This window comes from Fusibacter sp. QWL-12 (assembly GCF_058683495.1).
This window is the reverse complement of sequence record NZ_CM178745.1, coordinates 2,605,585-2,626,171: the sequence shown is the minus strand read 5'-3', so window position 1 is coordinate 2,626,171 and position 20,587 is coordinate 2,605,585. Positions and strand designations below refer to the sequence as shown.

The 20,587-nt window shown below is 37.6% G+C and carries 22 protein-coding genes; 12 read left to right on the top strand and 10 right to left on the bottom strand.

The window, feature by feature from the left end:
• Positions 1-12: 12 nt before the first annotated feature.
• The 3 genes from AC4PID_RS12665 to AC4PID_RS12655 are packed head-to-tail and all read right to left on the bottom strand — an operon-like array spanning position 13 to position 4,591.
• Positions 13-1,242: a carboxylate--amine ligase gene (locus AC4PID_RS12665; RefSeq protein ID WP_492132368.1), complete on the bottom strand. Its 1,230-nt coding sequence runs from the start codon at positions 1,240-1,242 to the stop codon at positions 13-15.
• 12 nt (positions 1,243-1,254) lie between these two features.
• The gene (asnB, locus tag AC4PID_RS12660; RefSeq protein ID WP_492132367.1) at positions 1,255-3,102 is read right to left on the bottom strand and encodes an asparagine synthase (glutamine-hydrolyzing); all 1,848 of its coding nucleotides are present in this window, start codon (positions 3,100-3,102) and stop codon (positions 1,255-1,257) included.
• Position 3,103: 1 nt separating this feature from the next.
• Positions 3,104-4,591, bottom strand: a complete 1,488-nt coding sequence (locus AC4PID_RS12655) for a UDP-N-acetylmuramoyl-L-alanyl-D-glutamate--2,6-diaminopimelate ligase (protein WP_492132366.1) — start codon at positions 4,589-4,591, stop codon at positions 3,104-3,106.
• A gap of 99 nt (positions 4,592-4,690) precedes the next feature.
• Here AC4PID_RS12655 and amrS point away from each other — a divergent pair, with 99 nt between their 5' ends.
• Entirely contained in the window at positions 4,691-5,551 is an 861-nt protein-coding gene (gene amrS, locus AC4PID_RS12650; protein WP_492132365.1) for an AmmeMemoRadiSam system radical SAM enzyme, read from the top strand.
• A gap of 292 nt (positions 5,552-5,843) precedes the next feature.
• On the opposite strand, the gene AC4PID_RS12645 is transcribed toward amrS, so the two are convergent.
• Complete coding sequence (locus AC4PID_RS12645; RefSeq protein WP_492132364.1) at positions 5,844-7,058, bottom strand: 6-phosphofructokinase; 1,215 nt, start codon at positions 7,056-7,058, stop codon at positions 5,844-5,846.
• Positions 7,059-7,072: 14 nt separating this feature from the next.
• Complete coding sequence (locus AC4PID_RS12640; protein ID WP_492132363.1) at positions 7,073-8,581, bottom strand: carboxypeptidase M32; 1,509 nt, start codon at positions 8,579-8,581, stop codon at positions 7,073-7,075.
• A gap of 140 nt (positions 8,582-8,721) precedes the next feature.
• Between AC4PID_RS12640 and AC4PID_RS12635 the strand changes: the two genes are divergently transcribed.
• Positions 8,722-9,240: an SEC-C metal-binding domain-containing protein gene (locus AC4PID_RS12635; protein WP_492132362.1), complete on the top strand. Its 519-nt coding sequence runs from the start codon at positions 8,722-8,724 to the stop codon at positions 9,238-9,240.
• A 90-nt stretch (positions 9,241-9,330) separates the two neighbouring features.
• Here the strand turns inward: AC4PID_RS12635 and AC4PID_RS12630 are convergent, their stop codons facing one another.
• The 4 genes from AC4PID_RS12630 to AC4PID_RS12615 form a co-directional block, all read right to left on the bottom strand.
• Positions 9,331-10,287, bottom strand: coding sequence for a 3'-5' exoribonuclease YhaM family protein (locus AC4PID_RS12630; RefSeq protein WP_492132361.1), 957 nt, complete (start codon positions 10,285-10,287; stop codon positions 9,331-9,333).
• A gap of 108 nt (positions 10,288-10,395) precedes the next feature.
• Complete coding sequence (locus AC4PID_RS12625) at positions 10,396-11,778, bottom strand: M28 family metallopeptidase (RefSeq protein WP_492132360.1); 1,383 nt, start codon at positions 11,776-11,778, stop codon at positions 10,396-10,398.
• 96 nt (positions 11,779-11,874) lie between these two features.
• Entirely contained in the window at positions 11,875-12,618 is a 744-nt protein-coding gene (locus AC4PID_RS12620) for a peptidylprolyl isomerase (protein WP_492132359.1), read from the bottom strand.
• Between the two features lie 78 nt (positions 12,619-12,696).
• Positions 12,697-13,866: an HDOD domain-containing protein gene (locus AC4PID_RS12615; RefSeq protein WP_492132358.1), complete on the bottom strand. Its 1,170-nt coding sequence runs from the start codon at positions 13,864-13,866 to the stop codon at positions 12,697-12,699.
• Between the two features lie 337 nt (positions 13,867-14,203).
• Here AC4PID_RS12615 and AC4PID_RS12610 point away from each other — a divergent pair, with 337 nt between their 5' ends.
• Positions 14,204-15,490, top strand: coding sequence for a diadenylate cyclase (locus AC4PID_RS12610; protein ID WP_492132357.1), 1,287 nt, complete (start codon positions 14,204-14,206; stop codon positions 15,488-15,490).
• Here the strand turns inward: AC4PID_RS12610 and AC4PID_RS12605 are convergent.
• On the bottom strand, positions 15,487-15,654 hold the full coding sequence (locus tag AC4PID_RS12605; RefSeq protein ID WP_492132356.1) for a hypothetical protein: 168 nt from the start codon (positions 15,652-15,654) through the stop codon (positions 15,487-15,489). The genes AC4PID_RS12610 and AC4PID_RS12605 overlap by 4 nt on opposite strands.
• A 199-nt stretch (positions 15,655-15,853) precedes the next feature.
• On the opposite strand from AC4PID_RS12605, the gene AC4PID_RS12600 reads away from it, so the two are divergent.
• The 9 genes from AC4PID_RS12600 (at position 15,854) to AC4PID_RS12560 (ending at position 20,581) form a co-directional block, all read left to right on the top strand.
• Positions 15,854-16,555 carry a cytochrome c biogenesis CcdA family protein gene (locus AC4PID_RS12600; RefSeq protein WP_492132355.1) on the top strand — a complete coding sequence of 234 codons (702 nt, stop codon included), beginning with the start codon at positions 15,854-15,856 and terminating at the stop codon, positions 16,553-16,555.
• A gap of 11 nt (positions 16,556-16,566) precedes the next feature.
• A complete protein-coding gene (locus AC4PID_RS12595) occupies positions 16,567-17,151 on the top strand; it encodes a TlpA family protein disulfide reductase (protein WP_492132354.1) in 585 nt (194 codons plus the stop codon).
• A 32-nt stretch (positions 17,152-17,183) separates the two neighbouring features.
• The gene (locus AC4PID_RS12590) at positions 17,184-18,215 is read left to right on the top strand and encodes a M42 family metallopeptidase (protein WP_492132353.1); all 1,032 of its coding nucleotides are present in this window, start codon (positions 17,184-17,186) and stop codon (positions 18,213-18,215) included.
• Between the two features lie 146 nt (positions 18,216-18,361).
• Complete coding sequence (locus AC4PID_RS12585) at positions 18,362-18,850, top strand: Na+/H+ antiporter subunit E (RefSeq protein ID WP_492132352.1); 489 nt, start codon at positions 18,362-18,364, stop codon at positions 18,848-18,850.
• Entirely contained in the window at positions 18,847-19,098 is a 252-nt protein-coding gene (locus AC4PID_RS12580; protein ID WP_492132351.1) for a monovalent cation/H+ antiporter complex subunit F, read from the top strand. Before AC4PID_RS12585 ends, AC4PID_RS12580 begins: the two co-directional genes overlap by 4 nt.
• On the top strand, positions 19,098-19,382 hold the full coding sequence (gene mnhG / locus AC4PID_RS12575) for a monovalent cation/H(+) antiporter subunit G (RefSeq protein ID WP_492132350.1): 285 nt from the start codon (positions 19,098-19,100) through the stop codon (positions 19,380-19,382). Before AC4PID_RS12580 ends, mnhG begins: the two co-directional genes overlap by 1 nt.
• A 2-nt stretch (positions 19,383-19,384) precedes the next feature.
• Positions 19,385-19,927: a Na(+)/H(+) antiporter subunit B gene (locus AC4PID_RS12570; protein ID WP_492132349.1), complete on the top strand. Its 543-nt coding sequence runs from the start codon at positions 19,385-19,387 to the stop codon at positions 19,925-19,927.
• Positions 19,924-20,199, top strand: a complete 276-nt coding sequence (locus AC4PID_RS12565) for a hypothetical protein (RefSeq protein WP_492132348.1) — start codon at positions 19,924-19,926, stop codon at positions 20,197-20,199. Before AC4PID_RS12570 ends, AC4PID_RS12565 begins: the two co-directional genes overlap by 4 nt.
• Positions 20,192-20,581 (top strand): MnhB domain-containing protein, encoded by a 390-nt coding sequence (locus tag AC4PID_RS12560; RefSeq protein ID WP_492132347.1) that lies wholly within the window; start codon positions 20,192-20,194, stop codon positions 20,579-20,581. The genes AC4PID_RS12565 and AC4PID_RS12560 overlap by 8 nt, the downstream gene beginning before the upstream one ends.
• Positions 20,582-20,587: the final 6 nt, after the last annotated feature.

Here is a 20,587-nt window from a genome sequence, read left to right as displayed (position 1 = left end):
CTAAATGCCTCCTTATTTTTTCTTTACAAAATGATTCTTAAAGGTTTGATGATAGTTGTGATAGTAGCGATACACACGAAGGTTACGTTTGATATTCTTATCTGCACTATAGAACAACGTCGTACTGGTTTGATCTCGATCGATTCTAAGTGCGACTTCGTGCTTCAGCTTCGTATCTTCAAGATACTTCTTAAGTACGCGTTTTGGTATCCCTAGCCAAAGATGTGGCTTGTCTGAGTAAATGGTCTCATGAACGGTTTCATAGATAAATGCATCCGCCAAATAAGCACCTTGATTATAGCCGCTTCCCGTTACAAAAAAGCTGCTTCTACCTTGTCTGAGGTTGATTTCAAATACTTTGTATTTTCCAGTTCTTTTATCGTACTTCATGTCGAAGTTAGAAAAACCAACATAGCCAATCCCTTCAAGAAATGCTTTGTATTCTGCAAAGACCACCTCATCATAAGCATCGATAATCGCTGTATAATTACCGATGAGTGTCGGCGTTGGGTCTTCAAGAAGGGGTTGTCCTAGACACATCAGTCTGACTTTACCATCTGGACCAGATACGCAGTTTAAAACGCGCATACCCGTATCATCGCCTTCGATATACTCCTGCAGAATCAACTCTTGATCATAGCTTGACTGATAAATCGTACGAATGACAGCCTTTACTTTTTCTGGAGATTCTAATATATATGCTTTTTGCTTGCCTTCAAACTTTGCGTTAAAATAGCGCATGCTGTCAGATGGTTTAACAACCACTGGATATGGCCATGCCAAAGCATCGACGATCGCATCAATGGTAGGCAAATCGGTCTTGCGAACCACGACAGTTTCTGGATAGCTTAGCCCGTATTTCTCACAAGTTTCATAAAAACCCGCTTTTGAGTTTAGAGTAAGCATCAGGTCTTCGTCTATAAATGGAACGACATACTGACTTTCGAGTGTTTTTTTATTTTGAATGATGAGTTCCGTGTACCCATCGCTACTTGCGACGAGAATCAACTTTTGATAAGTCGCCTTTAATGTTTTTGCAAGGTCGTTTAATCGAACTGCAAAGTGCTCAGACTGTAGGTCTGGTATGATCTTTAAGTCTAAAATCGTCGATCCGGACGTCGTGAAAAGCGCACCTTGTCCAACGACTAAGCTTTTTATGCCATAGGCCATATGAAATGCTTTTGCCATGCCGTATGCGTTGCTATCGGTTCCAAGTATGACAGGTAAAAAATCGGTGTTCATACCGCCTCCTAATTAGATGGTTTCTGGGAAGAACTGTTTGTGCCAAATTAAAAATACGTACACTGTCCAAATGTATCTTGCACGGTTACGTGTGCCTGTATAATGTTCATCCAAATACTGCACAAGAAGCTTCGTATCAAAGAACTCCGCAGCATGTGCACTGTCGAACTCACCTTTGATTAAATTATAGAATTTTTCTTCCTTCATCCAATACTTGATCGGAACTGGGAAACCGAGCTTTGGTCTTTTAGCCCATGCTTCTGGTAGGATTTCATTGGCAGCGACGCGAAGCGCATACTTTGTATTTTCACGGTTGACACGTTGTTCTTTTGGTAGGGTTGAAGCAAACTGCATAACTTCGCGGTCTAAGAACGGCACCCTAAGTTCAAGCGAATGCGCCATACTCATTTTATCCGCTTTTAAAAGGATATCTCCAGGTAGCCATAGATGTAAGTCGAGGTATTGCATCTTAGTCAAATCATCCTCGTCCTTAACATTATCATACACCTTCTGAGTAATGCTTCTAACGCTTGGTCCCACTTGATAGTCGGGTTTAAGCAACTGCATCGCATCATTTTCATCAAATACTTTTGCTTCCCCGATGAATTTTTCCTCTACAGCCATGCCACCTTTAACTAAGAAGTTCGTCACGCGGTTGTTAGGCAATCCTTTCGCTACTTTAGATACTGCGCGTCTAACACCAAATGGCACCTTCTCATAGGCATCAATCGCAGGCGAATTTTGATACCAAGGATACCCTGCAAAAATTTCATCCGCGCCTTCGCCAGATAGAACAACCGTAACGTGTTCTCTTGCAAGCCCAGCTAAGAAGTAAAGCGGTACTGAAGATGGGTTTGATTGAGGTTCATCCATATGGTATTGGATTTTAGGAAGTGCATCAAAACACTCTTCTGGCGTAATGATTTTTTTATGGTTCTCAATTCCGAGAAGATCTGATAACTCTCCCGCAAGCTTTGTCTCATTGAACATCGCTTCATACTCGGTAAAGCCGACAGAAAAAGTCTTATTTGGCATTAAAAGTGCAGTGATATAGCTTGAGTCGATACCGCCTGATAAGAAGGAGCCAACCTTTACATCACTGATTCTATGGTATTCAACGGACTCTTTGAGAATTTGCTTAATTGATTCGACATTTTCCTTAAGGTCTCTGCTGATGGGTTTAAACTCGTTGTGCCAGTATGGGGTCATCTGTAACTTGCCCGCTTCATAAACCAAATAATGCGCTGGCTTTAATTTATAGACGCCTTCAAAAAAAGTCTCGTCCATAGACGAATACTGAAACGTTAAATAAGGTCTAAGCGCTTTGTTATTCAGTTTCTTTATGAATTTTGGATGCTGTAAAAACGATTTGATCTCTGAACCAAAAATTAAAGAGCCATCGGTTGTATTTTGCGTATAATAAAGTGGCTTGATTCCAAAATAATCTCTCGCAATAAAGAGTTTTTTTAGTTTCATATCCCAAATCGAAAATGCGAACATCCCTCTCAAACGATCCAGGATTTTCACACCATACTCTTCATAACCATGAAGGATGACTTCACTGTCTGTATGTGAATGGAAACGGTGTCCCTTCTGAATCAACTCTTCTCTTAATGCCTGATAATTGTAGACTTCACCGTTAAAGACCAAAACGATATCCTCATTTTCATTGAACATCGGTTGTTTGCCTTCGTCGGTTAAGTCGATGATACTCAATCTTCTAAAGCCAAGTGCAACCTGTTCGTCTACATAAGCACCATCACTGTCTGGCCCTCTATGCGCGATTGCATCTGACATTTTTTTAATAACTTCAACACCATCTATTTTCTCAACATGTGTATATCCTACAAAACCACACATACTATCTCCCCTCAAAAATTGCTTTCATTTTATTTTGAACGATTTCGGTTTCATTGAAAGGAACATCTTCTTTACCAATCACCTGAGCGGTTTCATGACCTTTTCCTGAGATTAATAAAGTATCGCCTTCCGCCATTTCATCTAGTGCTTTTTCTATCGCTATCTTGCGATCGACTATTTTTTCAAAGTGTGATCCAATCGTAGCAAATGCAGTTGCCACCTCATCAATAATCATCTGAGGATCTTGTTCCTTTGGATTATCTGATGTAATGTACGCATAATCGGATAGCCTTGCAGCGACTTCTCCCATTGCTTTTCGTTTATCGTCTCCATCATGTCCAGGCGCTGCGTATACGCCAAAAACGAGCTTTAGCTTTCCAGTTACAAATGGTCTTAAGGTAGAAAGTGCTTTATCAAGACCGTCCTCTGTATGTGCAAAATCTATGACGACTTTTCTGCCGTGTGCATTATAGACCGTTTCAAATCTGCCTCTGACACCTTTTAAAGCCTCTATGCCCGCTGCAACAACCGGTAAGTCTAGTCCTTCTGCAACCGCCCATGCAATCACCGCTAAGGTATTTAAAACATAAATTTCACCAGGGATATGAACCTTGATTTCCACACGACCACTAGGTGTTACTGCAGTATACTCTGTATAATCAGCATGTGGACGAATGTTCTCAGGATAGATATCTGCATTGGGAGAAAGTCCATACGTAAAGACGTCTACACCGCCGTTACCAGTGAGTTCTTTGCAGAGTCTTGCACCATATGGGTCATCCATATTAATAATATTTGCTTTTTTGGTCATTCTAAAAAGCTTTGCCTTCGCCTGATAGTACTGCTCCATATCCTTATGAAGCTCTAAATGATCTGGCGTTAGGTTGGTAAAAATACCATAATCAAACTCACAAAATGCCACTCTCGATAAATCGAGAGCATGTGATGAAACTTCCATTATACAGTGCGATACCTCTGCCTTGACCATATCAGCGCAAATGGATTGAAGCGTCAATGATTCAGGTGTTGTGTTCGGGGTATCTATCTTCATATCGTCAATTAAGGTACCCATTGTACCGACAATGCCTGTTTTGTATTTTAAAACGGCTAAAACACTTTTAATAAAATAGCTAATGGACGTCTTGCCATTCGTTCCTGTTATACCGATTAAATTTAGATTTTGTGTTGGCTGTCCATAAAACTTTGAGGCAATACCCGCTAAAGCAAAGCGTGTATCCTCAACTTGAATAAATGTAACGCCTTCAGCCTCTATAACGGCATCTGGTCGACTGATCACTATTGCGGTTGCTCCTTGTGCAATTGCTTGACGAATATAGGCATGACCATCGGATTTAAATCCAACGATTGCAACAAACACCGTGTCTGGTGTTACTTTTCTAGAATCAAATGCGACATTTTTGATATCGATATCAAGATTGCCACTTAATCTATTATAATGAATTCCTTGTAGACATAATTGTAATTTCATTGACACCTCCAGCTTGATGTTTCAAACTTAATCAATACCTATATCTTGTCATAGAAGCCTTGAAAATGCAAGTTAAATTACCATAAAAGGAGCGCGGCAATGGATAAAAAAAGGATTGCAAAATACTGGAAAGTTCACAGCGACAACAGCCTTGAATGCACCCTTTGTCCACATCGTTGTAAGATCGTTGAAGGACATTATGGTAGATGCGGTGTGCGACTGAATCAAGATCAGGCTCTCTATACCACAAGCTATGGCAAAGTCGTTTCATATGCTTATGATCCGATAGAAAAAAAACCACTTGCGCGATTTGAATCTGGATCGACGGTCTTTTCCATTGGTACCTCTGGATGTAATTTTAACTGTAAGTTTTGCCAAAATCATGAACTCGTTCATTTTAAAGGATCATGTCGTCAAACATCTCCTTCTGAAGCGATTAATATGGCAATGCAAAACGGCTCTATCGGAATTGCCTATACTTATAACGAGCCAACTATATGGTTTGAATACGTTCTCGAGTGTTGTAAGCTAGCCAAGCAATACGGTCTTGTAAATGTACTGGTCACCAATGGTTTTATAGAAGAAGCACCGCTACTCGAACTTCTACCCTATATCGATGCGATGAACATCGACTTAAAAAGTTATTCTGATGATTTCTATCGAGAGATTTGTGACGGTCAGTTATCGCCTGTGTTAAATACAATTTCAAAATGCATCGGTCTAACACATGTTGAACTCACCTTCTTACTTATCGACGGATACAATACGGATCCTGTGATGCTAGAGTCTGCTTTCAAATGGGTGGGCGAGTTAAATAGCGATATCCCTGTGCACATCAGTCGCTATTTCCCTGCGTATCAGATGACCGTTCCAAAAACAAGGCTGGATACACTCGCTATGGCGAGAGATCTTGCTGAGAAGTATCTTAATTATGTGTTTATAGGCAATGCTTTTTTGTAGGCTTATGGTTTTTCTCCTGTCATTGGCACTAAAACAGAGCGTCATAATAACCTTCTCCAGAGGACCGGTCCTCGTTATAACTGCGGAGCCTCCTCCGAGGGTTATTATGACGCTCTGTTTTTGAATAGCCTAATACTTTATAAAAACCATAAATAAGGTATTGAGAATGAGTTCTAAGTTTAATACATTGATCAAAGGTTTAATTAAGTGCTTCCGTTAAGCATATGTATTTATTGAGTATGATACAAAAAAGAGATGCTTCACTGAAGCATCTCTTTTGATTGATATTAAACTATTTTTTTAAGATTGGATCGATCATTGGTGATCTTAATCTTGCGCCTGGGTTGAAGCCGCTACCGATAAGTGGTTTTGCATATTTGATAAATGCTTCTGTAACGTTGTTACCAGCTTCGTTGATGAATGAATCTGGCATGTGTTTTGTTTTAGCAGCGATTTCTTTAAGGTCAACCAAACGGTAGTTAACTGCATAGTCGCCAGTTCTTTCCATTACAACTGAACCGTCTAAATCGTCGATTAAAGCGAATTGAACTGCTTTTTCAGCAACTTCTCTTGCTTCTTTTTGATCTGTATCAGAAACACAGCCTAAGAAAGAACGTTGCATATAGCCTAAAGTATCTGCACGGACACGACCGATGCCTAATTTAGCTTTAACTTCTGCTACTAAAAGGTCACCAAGTGCGCCTGTACCTGATAACTGAACGTTACCATGAGCATCTGTTTCAACGTTTTCTTGAAGTTTAGTAATGATCGCTGTACCATTTTCATCTTGAATCCCTTCTGAAACCGCTACGATACATCTACCATACTTCTCATAAGTTGCCTTAACGTCTTTTAAGAAGTCTTCAACGATAAATGGTCTTTCTGGGAAGTAAATTAAGTGTGGACCATCATCTTCAAATACTCTGCCAAGTGCAGAAGCACCAGTTAAGAAACCAGCATGTCTACCCATGATTACACCGATGTAAACCCCAGCCAATGCACGATTATCGTAGTTGATACCAGCAAATGCAGACGCAACGTATCTAGCAGCCGAACCAAAACCTGGTGTATGGTCGTTAATTACTAAATCGTTATCTACTGTTTTAGGGATATGAACTGCTCTGAACTCATAGTTTTGTTTTTTAGCTTCTTCGTTAACGATTCTTACTGTATCAGATGAATCGTTACCACCGATATAGAAGAAAAATCTGATGTTGTGAGCCTTCATTACTTCAAACATTTTTGCACAGAAATCAGGTGTTGGCTTTACTCTTGTAGAGAGTAAACCTGAAGAAGGTGTCGCTGCAACTGCTTCAAGATTTGCAACCGTTTCTCTTGTAAGATCCATAAACTCTTCATTTACGATACCTTCAACACCGTGAACAGCGCCGTATATTCTTTCAACTTGTGGGTATTTTTTAGCTTCTAATACAACGCCTACCATTGATTGGTTAATTACGGCAGTTGGGCCGCCGCCTTGAGCGACTAATAAATTACCTTTTAACATATTCTTTGTTCCTCCTAATCCAGTTCGTAGAGTTTGGCGTATTTCGCCTCTAAATAATCGCAATAATACTTAGAATTAAGTCTTTCGCCCGTAATTTTCTCGATTAACGCATTTGGCTTTACAAGTGCACCATGAACGTGTACTTTTTCATTCAGCCACTTTGTAATCTCTTTAAAGTCGCCTTTGCTGAGGCACTCCTCTAAATTGATTTCTTTCGACATATAATGTGCGAGCTGAGCAGCATAAGCACTTCCTAAAGCATAGGTTGGAAAGTAGCCAAACAAGCCTTCAGACCAGTGTACGTCTTGTAGTACACCTCTACGGTCATCTGGTGGCGTTATGCCAAGATAAGCCTTAACTTTTTCATTCCAAACTTTAGGTAAATCAGCTACTTTAATGCTACCATCGATTAGACCTAACTCAATTTCATAGCGAATCATGATATGAAGTGAATAGGTGAGTTCATCTGCTTCAATTCGAATCAATGAAGGTTCTACACGATTGATCGCTTCGTAGAAATGCTTCGTTGTTACATCGGAAAGTTGTTCTGGAAATACGCTCTTTAGCTTTGGTAAAAAATAATTTAGAAAAGCTTCGCTTTTACAGAAATTATTTTCATAAATTCTCGATTGTGATTCATGTATCCCGTTGGATGTGCCACTAGCTAAAGAAGTACCTTGAAGCTTTCGATCGAAGTTTTGCTCATATATCGCATGTCCACCTTCATGGGCAGTGCTAAACAAAGCAGATGCAAAATCATCTTCATAATAATGTGTTGTCAGTCTAACGTCGTCAATGTCTACCCCCATAGTAAAAGGGTGTACACTTTCCTTAAGCTGTCCTTTTTCTAAATCAAATCCCATTTGAGTTAATAGTTCTCTTGAAACTTGATCCTGTAGGTTGACTTCAAATTTTCTACTCAAAAATTCTGTATCGATGACCTTATTCTTATCAGAGATTTTTTTAAGCAGTGGTACAATTCTTTCTCTTAATTCATCGAAAAAGACATTGAGTTGTTCCACCGTCATACCATCCTCGTAATCGCCTATATAAAGATTGTAAGGGTGACCTTCATAGCCTCTATAGTCTGCGAATTTTAGTAGATAGTCAATTACCTGTGTTAAATAAGGTTTAAAACTTTCAAAATCTGAGTCTGCTTTAGCATCTTCCCAAACCATTGAAGATTTAGAAATCAGCATGTTGTATTTTTGGTAGTCGTCCATAGGAATTTTAGTCAACTTATCATACTCTTTTTTAGTATCCTTGACTAAAACCCGATTCATTTCATCAAGTGCATCGAGATTTGCCATCAGTGTGTCTAAGTCACTTGCCATTTGCTGGTTGACAAGCATTTGATATCCGAGACCGCTTAAAACACCTACTGCTTGACTTCTCGCGTCAGCACCGCTTTTAGGCGCACCTGTCGATGCATCCCAAAACAGCATTGAGGTGGCGTAACTTAAAGACTTTAATTTGCTTTCCGTTTCTCTGAAGCGTTCAATTACGTCGTTAAAATTTTGCATGTTTGAAGTCTCCTTTCAAAATACGTTTACCGTTATGCCTCTACCCTAATACTCTACGATTATAACAAAAAAATATTAGAGTTGAAACCTTAAAGTATGTATGATAGACTTAATTTCGGAAATTTAGAAGGAGGGGCATTATGTCATTATTAGAACAATGGAATGCTATACTCGAAGGTAAAGGACTTACTCAAGCGCAATCAGAAGAGTTTTGGAACGCCTATCTTGCTCACGAAAAGGGCATCTACGAAGATATTTTATCTCAAAAAGTTGAAAATGGCGTAGACACAATTACTGGCACAGTTAAATCATTTGGTGAAAAATACGAACTCGAACCAATGTTAGCAATTGGTTTTATCGACGGTATCCATACAAGCTTGAAAGAAGAGCCTTCACTCGAGGAAATGACTGAAGAGTCAGAGCTTAACTTTACAATCGATTTTGAAAAATTATTCTTAAACATGCACAAAGCGAAAGCTACTTGGTTACATCAAATTCCACTTTGGAATGATATTTTAACAAAAGAGCAAATGAAAGCAATTAAAGCTGAATATGTAAGCTCAGTTACGGTTAGAGTAGAAAACAAAGTTGGAAGAAACGATCCATGTCCATGTGGCAGCGGAAAAAAATACAAAAAATGCTGTATTGATAAAGAATAATATCGTTTAATCTGATCTAAGAATTAAAAATCCTGCATTCAAAATCTTTAGAGTCTAACCTCTAGTGATTTTGAATGCAGGATTATTTTTTTACTCCTCAGAAACACCGTACTTCGATTTATAGAGTCTACGACGATCCAGTACAAATATTGGATCTGTAAAACCATCCTCTTGAACATCTCTTAAGGCTTTGTTCATGTCGTACATTCTCGCATCGATCATATCTAGGTAGTGAAGCACCTCAGCTTCAGGGATCAGAGGCTTTTTAGGGCTTCCAAACTCTGGCTCGTAATGATGTGTTAGTATCATATGTTGAATTAAAAGTGAAAGCTCTGGATCAACCCCCAAGCTCTCTGCTTTTCGGTCAATACGCTTAATTCCCATAATGATGTGGCCAAGTAGTTGACCTTCTTTAGTATAATCTTCTACAACCCCAACCTCGCTTGCATTCATCTCATTGATTTTTTCAATGTCATGCAGAATAACGCCTGCATAAACGAGATCTAAATTGATGTTGTGATACACACTACCCAGTGCTTTCGCAGACCGGAGCATTCTTAAGATATGATATAAGAGTCCGGACTTGATGGCATGATGATTGGATTTTGCAGCTGGATAAAACATTAACTGCTCTCTGTAGTCCTCTATAAGCGCTTTAACAAGTATTTTGATATCGTAGTTGTCCATACTCTCTACGAATGAAAGAATCTCATTTAGCATTGCATCTGCAGGTATTGGAGCAGTAGGCACAAATTGGCTATAATCAATTTCATCTTCAGGTGAATTGGTTCTAATCTTGATGATTTTCAACTGAACTGACTGTTGCCACTGTGTCACACTGGCTTGAATTTTAACGATTTCGCCTGGAGCATATAAATTTTCGACATCACCCTTAGCATCCCACAACTTCGCATTTACTTCACCTGAGATATCTTGTAAGGTGAAATCAATATAGGGTTTATTGGCACTTGACGTTTTTATATTTTTAGCTTTTACCAGATAAAAGCCTGTAATTTCTTCGCCTACTTTAAAATCTTTTATTAGCACTTTTATACTCCTTATCTACAATAGTCTATACCGATTGTTTATCGTCTTTATTTCGTATACTTATCGATCTCGAAGGATACTCTTTCAGTTTAACACATTGGCGCGCCTCTATCTAGCAACAATCCGTAAGACACTTCTATAAATCCTCTGCATGACCTCTAAATCAATTGCATTTTCTATTGTATCACTTGGCGTGTGATAAAATCTTGTATCCATTTGTACCAGTGCTATTGTCACATACCCGGCACTTTCAAATGAAACATGATCACTACTCCCTAAATCACTTGGCATTGCCTTCAAAGATTCAGATTGAATAATTGGTAGACTGTACTCAGCAAATGCTTTAGAGCTTTCTGTAGTGGCACTGATTAGAACAGGAACATCGAGCGGTGCACCAACCATATCAAGATTGATGACTTTAAATTTAGACTTATCTATTAAACCCGAATACGCGAGCTTTTCAGAACCAACTAGGCCAACCTCCTCGCCATTTGCAGCGACAAAATAAAAATCCAATCCATCTGGATTATTTTCTTTAAGTCCTTTTGCCAAAGCCAGTAGCATGGCAGTACCTGAGGCGTTATCTAGCGCTCCTGAATTATAAGAACCATCTTGGTTCGTCCCAGCATGATCAAAATGTGCGACGAACACATAGCCTTCATCTAAGGAACCATCTAAAAATCCTATTACCGACTCACCGTCAACGGATTCAACGGACATATCTACTTTGCCTTTTACAATCCCCTCTCGGTGTTCAAGTAATCTTTCAGCTGTATTTTTGCTTATCTTAATGACTGCAAATCCGTTTTGGCTTTCATCAGCAGTAACCTCTTTCACATAGGGTGAAACGACAAAATAGCCATCATGCTGATAGTCTGACTCAATTAACAAAACGCTGGGGTGATGTTTCTGAGACAAAATATCGTTAAATAACAAATCCATCCGATAGCCTTCGATTGCATTTTTGGAATACAAAACAATGTCCGCTTCATCGAAAGACATGAGTTGATTGGGATCCTCTATGACTTTAAACGCACCTTCAAACGAACAATTAGAACGTATATAGTTTCTAGAGATGTAGGGCATAAATTCAGTCCCATACTGAAACTGCAAGACTTGATCGTCAAAAGTAAACTCTAAAACTGAAGGCGTATGTGTTACAGGTGCTTTCGCAGAAATAGGCATTCTGTATGCTTCTGTAAAGCTTGGCATTTCAAGTCCTATAAGCTGCATTTCATCAGCAATATAGTCAGTCGCAAGACGATTTCCATCTGTACCAATTAATCTACCACCCATTTCTTTTGAAGTGAGCTGAATCAAATGTGATAAAAGTTCGGCTCTTACCCATTGATCACCCACTTCAGCTAGATTTTCAGTTGTCTCAACTTTAGTAACTTCAAGCTGACTTTCATTATGCGTAGAAAGGATAATAATGAATACTACTGCAACCATTAAAGTTATCCATTTTAAGTATTGGGTTGATTTTTTCATCACTGTCACCTTGTTTTGGACTTATATTTATAAACTATTATACCTTAACACAATAAAAAAGCCTACTCTATCAAAGCGATCAGAGTAGGCTCAAAATTACATTTTTTCAATTGTATATTTTTCTTTTAAAGCTTCAACTTTACCGATATAAGCAGCATTTTGCTTTTGAATCAATAATTGGTGTTTGATTTGATCTTGAACCGCATCAAATGGTTGTGTTTCAGCTGAATGCTCTGCTGTCTTCAAAATTAAGTGATAACCGAACTGCGTTTGAACGGGTGCAGATACTTCATTGAGTTTCATTTCAAATGCAGCTTGTTCAAACTCAGGAACCATTTGACCTCTTGAGAAAGCACCTAAGCTACCACCTTGTTGATTCGATGGGCATTTTGAGTATTTTTTTGCTGCTTCAGCAAACTCTAAACCGCCATTTAATTCAGTTAAAATAGTGTTTGCTTCTTCTTCTGTATCAACTAAGATATGTGAAGCTTCAACTTGTTCTTGACCTTGGAAAAAGTGTGGATTTTCATTATAGAATGCTTCAGCTTCGCCACTTTCTACAGTCACACCTTCAACAAGTGTTTTTATATTAAATTGTTTCATTAGATTTTGTTTCATTTTTTCAAGTTCTTCTTTGAACTCAGCAGTTTCCTCTAATTTAGTTTCTACTGCCTCAGCATAGAAAAGCTCTTGATAAATTAATTCTTCTAATAAACGATTTCTTCCTTGTTCGCCTTGAAATTGACCTTGAACTTGAGGTCCTAACGTTTGAAAGAATCCGTTTAAATCTCCTTCAGTAATTTCTCTGCCATTTACTTTAGCAAGTACTTTGTTTGACATTGTAGTCTCCCTTCCTGTTATGCATTTTTTACACCTGTTTTTTATCTTATCAAAATATAGGCTGTGTGACCACACAATCTACAATTTTTTTACAAAAGCGTTAAAGAAGTTTTCAAATTCGAACTTCGTAATGTGAAGAGCATCGAAAACATCATCGTCTAAATAATTGTCATATTTCTTATAAGCCATTGATTTCCAAGCATAGTGATTCGCAATGTGAACTGCCATGACCAGCTCTTGATTAATAATATTTGGATTCAGTGGGTTATGATGTGAAAGTGCCGCTTCTATAACCGGATAAGGCAACCCCCATAAATCCAATAAATAGCCACCCAACTGCTCATGGTTAAATCCGAAAATTTCGAGCTCCAAATCATGAAAATCAAGTTCTGGATTTTCGTTGACTTGATTGATTAGCTGATTAAATTCAACAGGAAAATTACTCATCATTACCAGTGAGCCAATATCGTGTAAAAGACCAACTGAGGAAATGTTATTGTTCAATTTTTTCCCCAATACTTCATAATAAAATCCATTTAGTATTTTATTGGTTTTCATTACATGTTCCCAGTGTAAATCCCGCGTTTTAGGATCTAGACCATCGTTGCCAAAAACTGCATTGGTTAAAATAATATTTTTAACATTTGTTAGCCCAATATACATAATCGCTTGGCGTATCGACCCAGTTTTTGCGTTATAAAAGGCAGTGTTTGCCAGTTTTAGAATATTGGAGGTAATCGCTGGATCTTCTTCTAATTTATTAGCAATTTCTTCAACTGAAGCATTGTTCATGATCATATTACTCATTTGAAAATACACTTGTGGTACTGTGGGTAAGTGCTTCAAATTGGACATGATATTCACAAGATTCTTATCTTTTACCTTTTGATCGATATCAATCACTTTATCGATTAATACGATCAGCTCATCTATAGACATGCTCTTATCACATTGGATTTGAGAATTATTTATTTTTTTTGGTAGATAATGCTCTATGTTGGTTTGAACATCTGACACACAAAACCGAATGGCATTGGGATTGGTATCTTTGATTTTAGTTAAAATGGCTTTATCCATATCTTCATTCTCGGAATCGACCAACACAACATCAATCTGCTGCTCCTTCAAAACATTTAAAGCATCAATTAAGTCAAGTGTATGCTGTATGCGATAACGATCTGATGAAATTCTGTTTGAAATGCTTCTTACATATTCTTTGTCTTTTGTTATCAATAATATCGAATGCATTTAAGGATCCTTTCTCAAATGTATTTTCAACGTTAATTATAAGGTTCTAAGTTAAAGTCTATATACCCTATGTAGAATTATTTCCACAAAATTTCATTATCTGTTGAAATTTATGTAATACTTATGCTAAAATTGATGTTAATGAAAGACAATTTAGTCGAGGAATGTACCTCCCTCTGAAAATCCCTATGATACATTTCGTCAGTGCTAAATTGTTCCTGTCATTCCTTATACTAGAGTGCCATCTCTAGTATTTTTTTTTGTTTTTTTAGTTTAGGAACGGTTATATATATCATAAGAAATATTTATAGTACGACTTATTTCGGCTGGAGGTTTTATGCTCTTTAACGAACTGTCTAAACTACATAATTACCTTGATCATTACTGTTTCTCACTCTATCGAAAAATCGATGAGGAAATGGTGCCACAACTCCATCTTATAGATGAGGCGACTTTACAACATGAAGCCATAAAACGCATCTTTGATGATGCACTTTTTACGGTGTATTCTAGTGATACCTTTGAAAACAGTCAAAAAAAATACCGATTCATCCTTCAGTTCGATTCAAAATCAATCGATGTTTATTATCGTGTGCCTGAAGCTTCTGAATTGGAATATCGTTCGTTGCTTGAGTCTATTATATATGAAACCCTAGCTTATATCAACGAATGTGTACAAGGCTTAACACTTCAAGAAGAAGTTTATGAAAGACACATTCCTGTGCTGCTTAAACAAGCTGGTAAAAGGTTACTTCAAGGGATCTTAAAAAACGAAAACGCAGTCAGTCCATTTGAAAAATTTAGCAAGATCTCCTCACTGAGTTATGAGCGGTCTTTTAGTCAAGGTAAGATTCTTCTCCTCAACACGCAAGCAGCACACGCCCTTGCAACACAACACATCCTTAGACCTCTTGTTCAATTTGAATCAAAAATACCACTTTCCAGCACGCGACATATTAGAAAAATTCTTGAGCTCAGTCGTTCAGATGTCTATCTATTATCTGATGGAGAATTTTTATACAGTACCGTTGAATTTAGGCCGATTCAAGATACGACACATCACTTCTTTACGATAGAATTTAGCGCATACTCTGCTTGGCAACTGACTTACAATAACAATAAGCTCATGCAAGTCACGCATGAAGAAATTCAGTTACCAAAGCCCAAAGTGAGTTTTTTTAGTTTTAGCAATGAGTTTAAAAAAGTCTATCCTGAAATTGAAGGCAAACGCCTATTAAACCTATACCGCTTGATTCTAGAAGGTACCAAACAGACGAAGGGTACCATTTTTGCCATCTCAAAAAATGCAAGAAGCGAATCCAATCGATTGAAAAATCAAGGGTTTTTAATTGAATCCCTCACTTTAACGCCTTCGATGGTTCGCTCAATTACCAGTATTGATGGAGCAGTTTTAATGGATCTTGATGGTGTTTGTCATGGTATCGGTGTTATATTGGATGGTATCGCGACTGATAAGGGTGATCCCTCAAGAGGTGCGCGCTACAACTCAGCCATCCGTTATGTCGAGACCATTAGCAAGAATCCAAATTATGCGAATTGTTTTGCCGTCGTCATATCTGAAGATGGTGACGTCGATATGATCTTGCAGTCATTATTAGATTAGCGATTAAAAAAAACCTCATATAATGTCAGACCTAAGAGTGTCGTTAAAAATAAAAAACTAAGAACTGCTAGATAAATCGTTCCTAAAATCGAAGTGACAATAACACCTACGATTAAGAGTGCTAAAGTCACAAAGCCTTTTCGCGTTAACTTGTAATCACCCAAGTCAATCCCCCCATTTTCCAAATGATTACTGTACTTAGTCTTTATTTTACTTTAATTTACTGGAATTTTCCAGTTTTTTTTACATTTATGAAACATCCCTAATTAATGAAATTTTAATTTGCAACCCCCCTCCCTCATGGGGTATACTAGTCTCAATATCGTCTTTTGATATTATAAACAGATCATAAAGAGGTGAATCATGTTTTTAACTGTAAATAATTGGACCGCTTTCACCGCAGGCATTCTATCCTTTTTTACGCCTTGTTTGTTGCCACTTGTTCCTGCTTATATTATGTATTTAACAGGTACCTATGATACCGATGATTTAAAGCAGAAACGCAAGAAAGCGATTTTGCAAACATTGGGCTTTATCATCGGCTTTACGATAGTTTTTATGCTACTCGGTGTTTCGGCAAGTGTTTTAGGTCGTTTACTATCTCAGCATAAAGCAATTCTATCTAAAATCAGTGGTGTTCTTATTATCCTTTTCGGTTTACAAATGTCTGGCTTAATTAAGATCCCCTTACTTAGTAGAGATTATCGTAAATCAAGAAAAGGGGCTGAGGTCTCATTCTTAACTGCGATATTAGTTGGGATGGCATTTGCATTTGGATGGACACCTTGCTTTGGTCCTATCCTCGGTGCAATATTAGCTTCAACAGCAGTCATGAGCCAAAATGTAGCTGAGGGTGTAAAACTACTTTTCATTTATTCTTTAGGAATGGCTATTCCATTCTTACTCACATCCGTTTTTCTAAATGTTTTTGATCAAAAGTTAAATGTACTCACTAAGTACTCAAAAACGCTTAACAAAATTGCTGGGATCATCTTAATTCTCATTGGAATATTAATTTTCTCTGATAAGTTATATATTATAGCCAACTGGTTGGTAAGATCATAATGGAGGTCAAAATGAAACTAAAATTTACTGCTTTACTGGCACTTGTGCTAATTCTTATGCTAAGCTTAGCGGCTTGTAGTACCGCGACTGATGAAACCATGACGAATGCATCAATTGAAACCGCTGAAGATACTTCAGAGTCACTCAGTGTTGCATCTACAACTGAAGCGAGAGAGCCCTATATCATGGAAGATTTTAAGCTGACAGCATTGGATGGTACTGAGACTTCACTATATGCTTACGAAGGCAAAATGATCGTCGTTAACTTTTGGGCAACTTGGTGTAAATATTGTGTTCAGGAAATGCCATTGCTCGACGAACTGAACAAAAGAGATGACGTTGTCGTCCTCGCAATCAGTGTTGGTGAAGATCAAAAAACGGTACAAGACTATATTGATAAATACGGCTATGAATTCGAGGTATTCTTGGATGAAGAGGGCACACTTGCAAGCAAATTTGGCGTTACTGGCTTTCCGACCTCACTCTTTTTAGGAAAAGATTTTGAATACTTTTACTCATTTCCTGGGATGTTAGAAGAAAACACCATTGAAGGTATATTTAATGCTATTGACGAAGTACTCCAAAACAGGCAATAATAGAAGTGTTAGAAAATACTTCGGAGGTGGTTATGCAAATTGATAAGTCGTATTTTTTGGACTTAATCCAGAGAATATTAACAACAGACAGCCCAAGCGGTTTTACTATGCAAGTCATGAAACTAATTGAAGAAGAATCAACACATTTAGGGTATGATTTTGAATATACTAAAAAAGGGGGCGGCATCATCACAATTCCAGGTGAAAGTGATGAAAAAATCATTGGTTTATCTGCCCATGTGGATACACTTGGTGCTATGGTAAGAAGCATTTCCAGTGATGGCAACTTAAACTTTACACTAGTAGGTGGCCCTATTGTCCCTACTCTTGATAGTGAATATTGCCGCATCCATACACGTGAAGGTAAAATTTTCACAGGCACTTTCTTAAGTAAGGCGCCTGCTATGCACGTCTATAAAGATAGTTCTTCGATGACGCGTACACCAGAAACGATGTTTGTAAGACTTGATGAAACCGTAAAGTCTAAGGAAGAGGTTAAAGCTCTAGGCATTCAAGTTGGTGATTTTATCAGCATTGAGCCTAAAACTACTATCATCAACGATTTTGTTAAATCAAGATTTTTAGATGATAAAGCTTCTGTAGCTTGCCTATTTGGTGTGATGGCATATTTGTCTAAGAATCAAATTAAACCAGCTTACACAGCTAAAATCATCATCTCTGCCTATGAAGAGGTAGGACATGGTGCTTCCTATATTCCATCTGATGTTGAAGAGTTACTTGCAGTTGATATGGGATGTATTGGTGAAGATTTAACCTGTACAGAATATGATGTTTCGATCTGTGCTAAGGATTCAAGTGGTCCTTATGACTATGAGTTGACCAGTCGTCTTATTACGCTTGCAAGTGCGAACGAATTAAAATACGCTGTTGATATCTACCCATATTACGGCTCAGATGTGAGCGCAGCTCTTAGAGCAGGTCACAACATTCGCGGGGCATTGATTGGTCCTGGCGTCCACGCGTCACATGGAATGGAGAGAACGCATTATTCAGCGCTTGAAAACACAATGCGTCTGATTTACCACTATATTATTTCCAAATAAACAAACTAACAAAAAGGTGTTATCAGGGCAATATAGCCATATGATAGCACCTTTATTTTTTTTCATTACCCTGTTTATAAGAATAATTGTTAGGGTATAAATATTCAAATTAATTTTCTCGATTTATCATGTGCAAAGGAGGCATTATGAAAAGATACCTCTACTATTTTCAACTGGTTATTCTGTTCACCGTCGTATGGCTGGTTCTGTTTGAAACAATCAACATTTTCTTAATGATTAGTGGCATTCTCATTTCAATCGCTGTTATTTATTTCTCTGAAAAATATCTTGTTGATGATTATCTATATGTCTTTTATCCATTCAACGTATTTAAGCTTTTGAGATACGCTTTTTTTCTATTACTTGAAATATATAAGTCTGGTTTATCCATTATTCCATATATTATAACCGGGAAAGCTAATCCTGGATTTGTAGATATTTATACAGAACTTGAAAAAAACATAGACATAGTCGTTTTGGCGAATTCAATCACATTAACGCCTGGGACGATTACAGTGGACGTTCAGGGGCATATGCTAACGGTTTTATGGCTCAATCCAACGACTACTCAGCCTACTATGGCTGGGATTAGAATAAAAGGGAAGCTTGAAAAGAGAATTAAGGAGGGACTATGACCATAGTCGTCACACTATTAGTAATACTTACAGTCTTAAGTGCATTAAGAATCTTAATTGGACCTTCCCTTTGGGATAGAATGCTAGGACTCAACCTAGTAACCTCAAAACTGATAATGTTAATTATCGTCGTCGCATTTATCCAAAAGCAAACCTTCTTCTTAGATCTTGCTTTGGTTTATGCATTACTAAGCTTTGTAGGTATCATTTTCATAGCACTTTATATCCAAAGAAAGGGGAGATTTTAATGCTTGGGACATTTATCATTTATCTTGGCTTAGCATTTGTCTTTATTGGTGTCATTGGGATCTATCGTTTCAAAAACTTTTATACCCGTGCTCTTGTCGCCTCAAAAGTGGATACAGTAGGTTATATCACTTTGATTATTGGGATTATTATCAAAAGTGGTCTAAATGCCTTTTCATTAAAAGTCTTATTGATCCTTTGCATCTCATTATTAATTAATCCACTTGTAACACATTCGGTCGTCCGATCAGCAAAAATTAGTGGTTATAAATCCGGAAAGGAGTAAGCATGCTTGAAATTGCATTGATTTTATTAGTTGTCACCTCAATTACAGCGATTCAGACACGCTATTTACGCCAAGCCGTTCTCTACTTAGGGTTATTTTCAATTGCCATTTCATTTGTCTATTTGATGTATGGCGCGCCTGATGTTGCTTTAGCAGAGGCAATCATAGGGAGTACACTTTCGACGATTCTTTTCATCGTCGCACTTCAAAAATACAAGCTTTATACCATTTATTATCAATTACAAGAGGATGAGTTAGAAGATAATGGACAGCTATCCATCCACAAGCAACAGCTCATTAAAACCCTTGAGAAATTCTGTACCAAGCAAGAGCTTGAGGCTCAAATCATTTATTCTACTGAAGCCATTGAACATATTGTAGAGCATCATCAATACGCTCTGATCCTAGTTGAAAAAAACGATGTCATTACCATATATGCACATCCAGAAAACTATAAATTTGATGCACTCAAACAATTTCTTGAAATTGAAGCCCATCCACGCTATCATTATGAATTTTTGAAAGTTGAGGAGGACATTTTATGAGAAGAAGTTATATCGGTTTGTTTATCTTTTTTATAGCATTGGTCGTCGTTTATCAGAATAATATGATTCCATTATCGGATGCAAAACCCATATCAGAATATGTCATTAAGAACGCTTATACTGAAACGGGGGCACAAAATGCAGTCACTGCTATCTATTTGTTCTATCGTTACTATGACACCTTATTCGAAGCGCTAATGCTTCTTTTTAGCATCATTGCCGTTATTTACATGTCTGTACATGAACACGAAGGAGATCGATACGATGAATGATCATTCACAACTGCTCAATCGTTCTATGGGCATCATATATCCATTTATCATATTATTCAGTTTGTATATGATTGCAAATGGTCATATTTCACCAGGAGGAGGCTTTCAAGGGGGTGCGGTTCTAAGTGCAATTTTTATTGCAAAGTATTTGAGTCAACCCATTATGTTTCTAGATCTTGCTAAAGTTCAGACATTGGAGAAATCGGCTTTACTTGCACTGCTTATCCTGGTTACATTATTTGTTACACTCAATGTCTATCAGACGTTCATTCAAGCTATTCCCTATTATCTAATCCTTGCAAACCTATTAATTGGCCTTAAAGTAACTTGTGGTATGACGATAATTTTTTATCGCTTCGCATTTTATGAGTCTAGAGAATAAATGAAA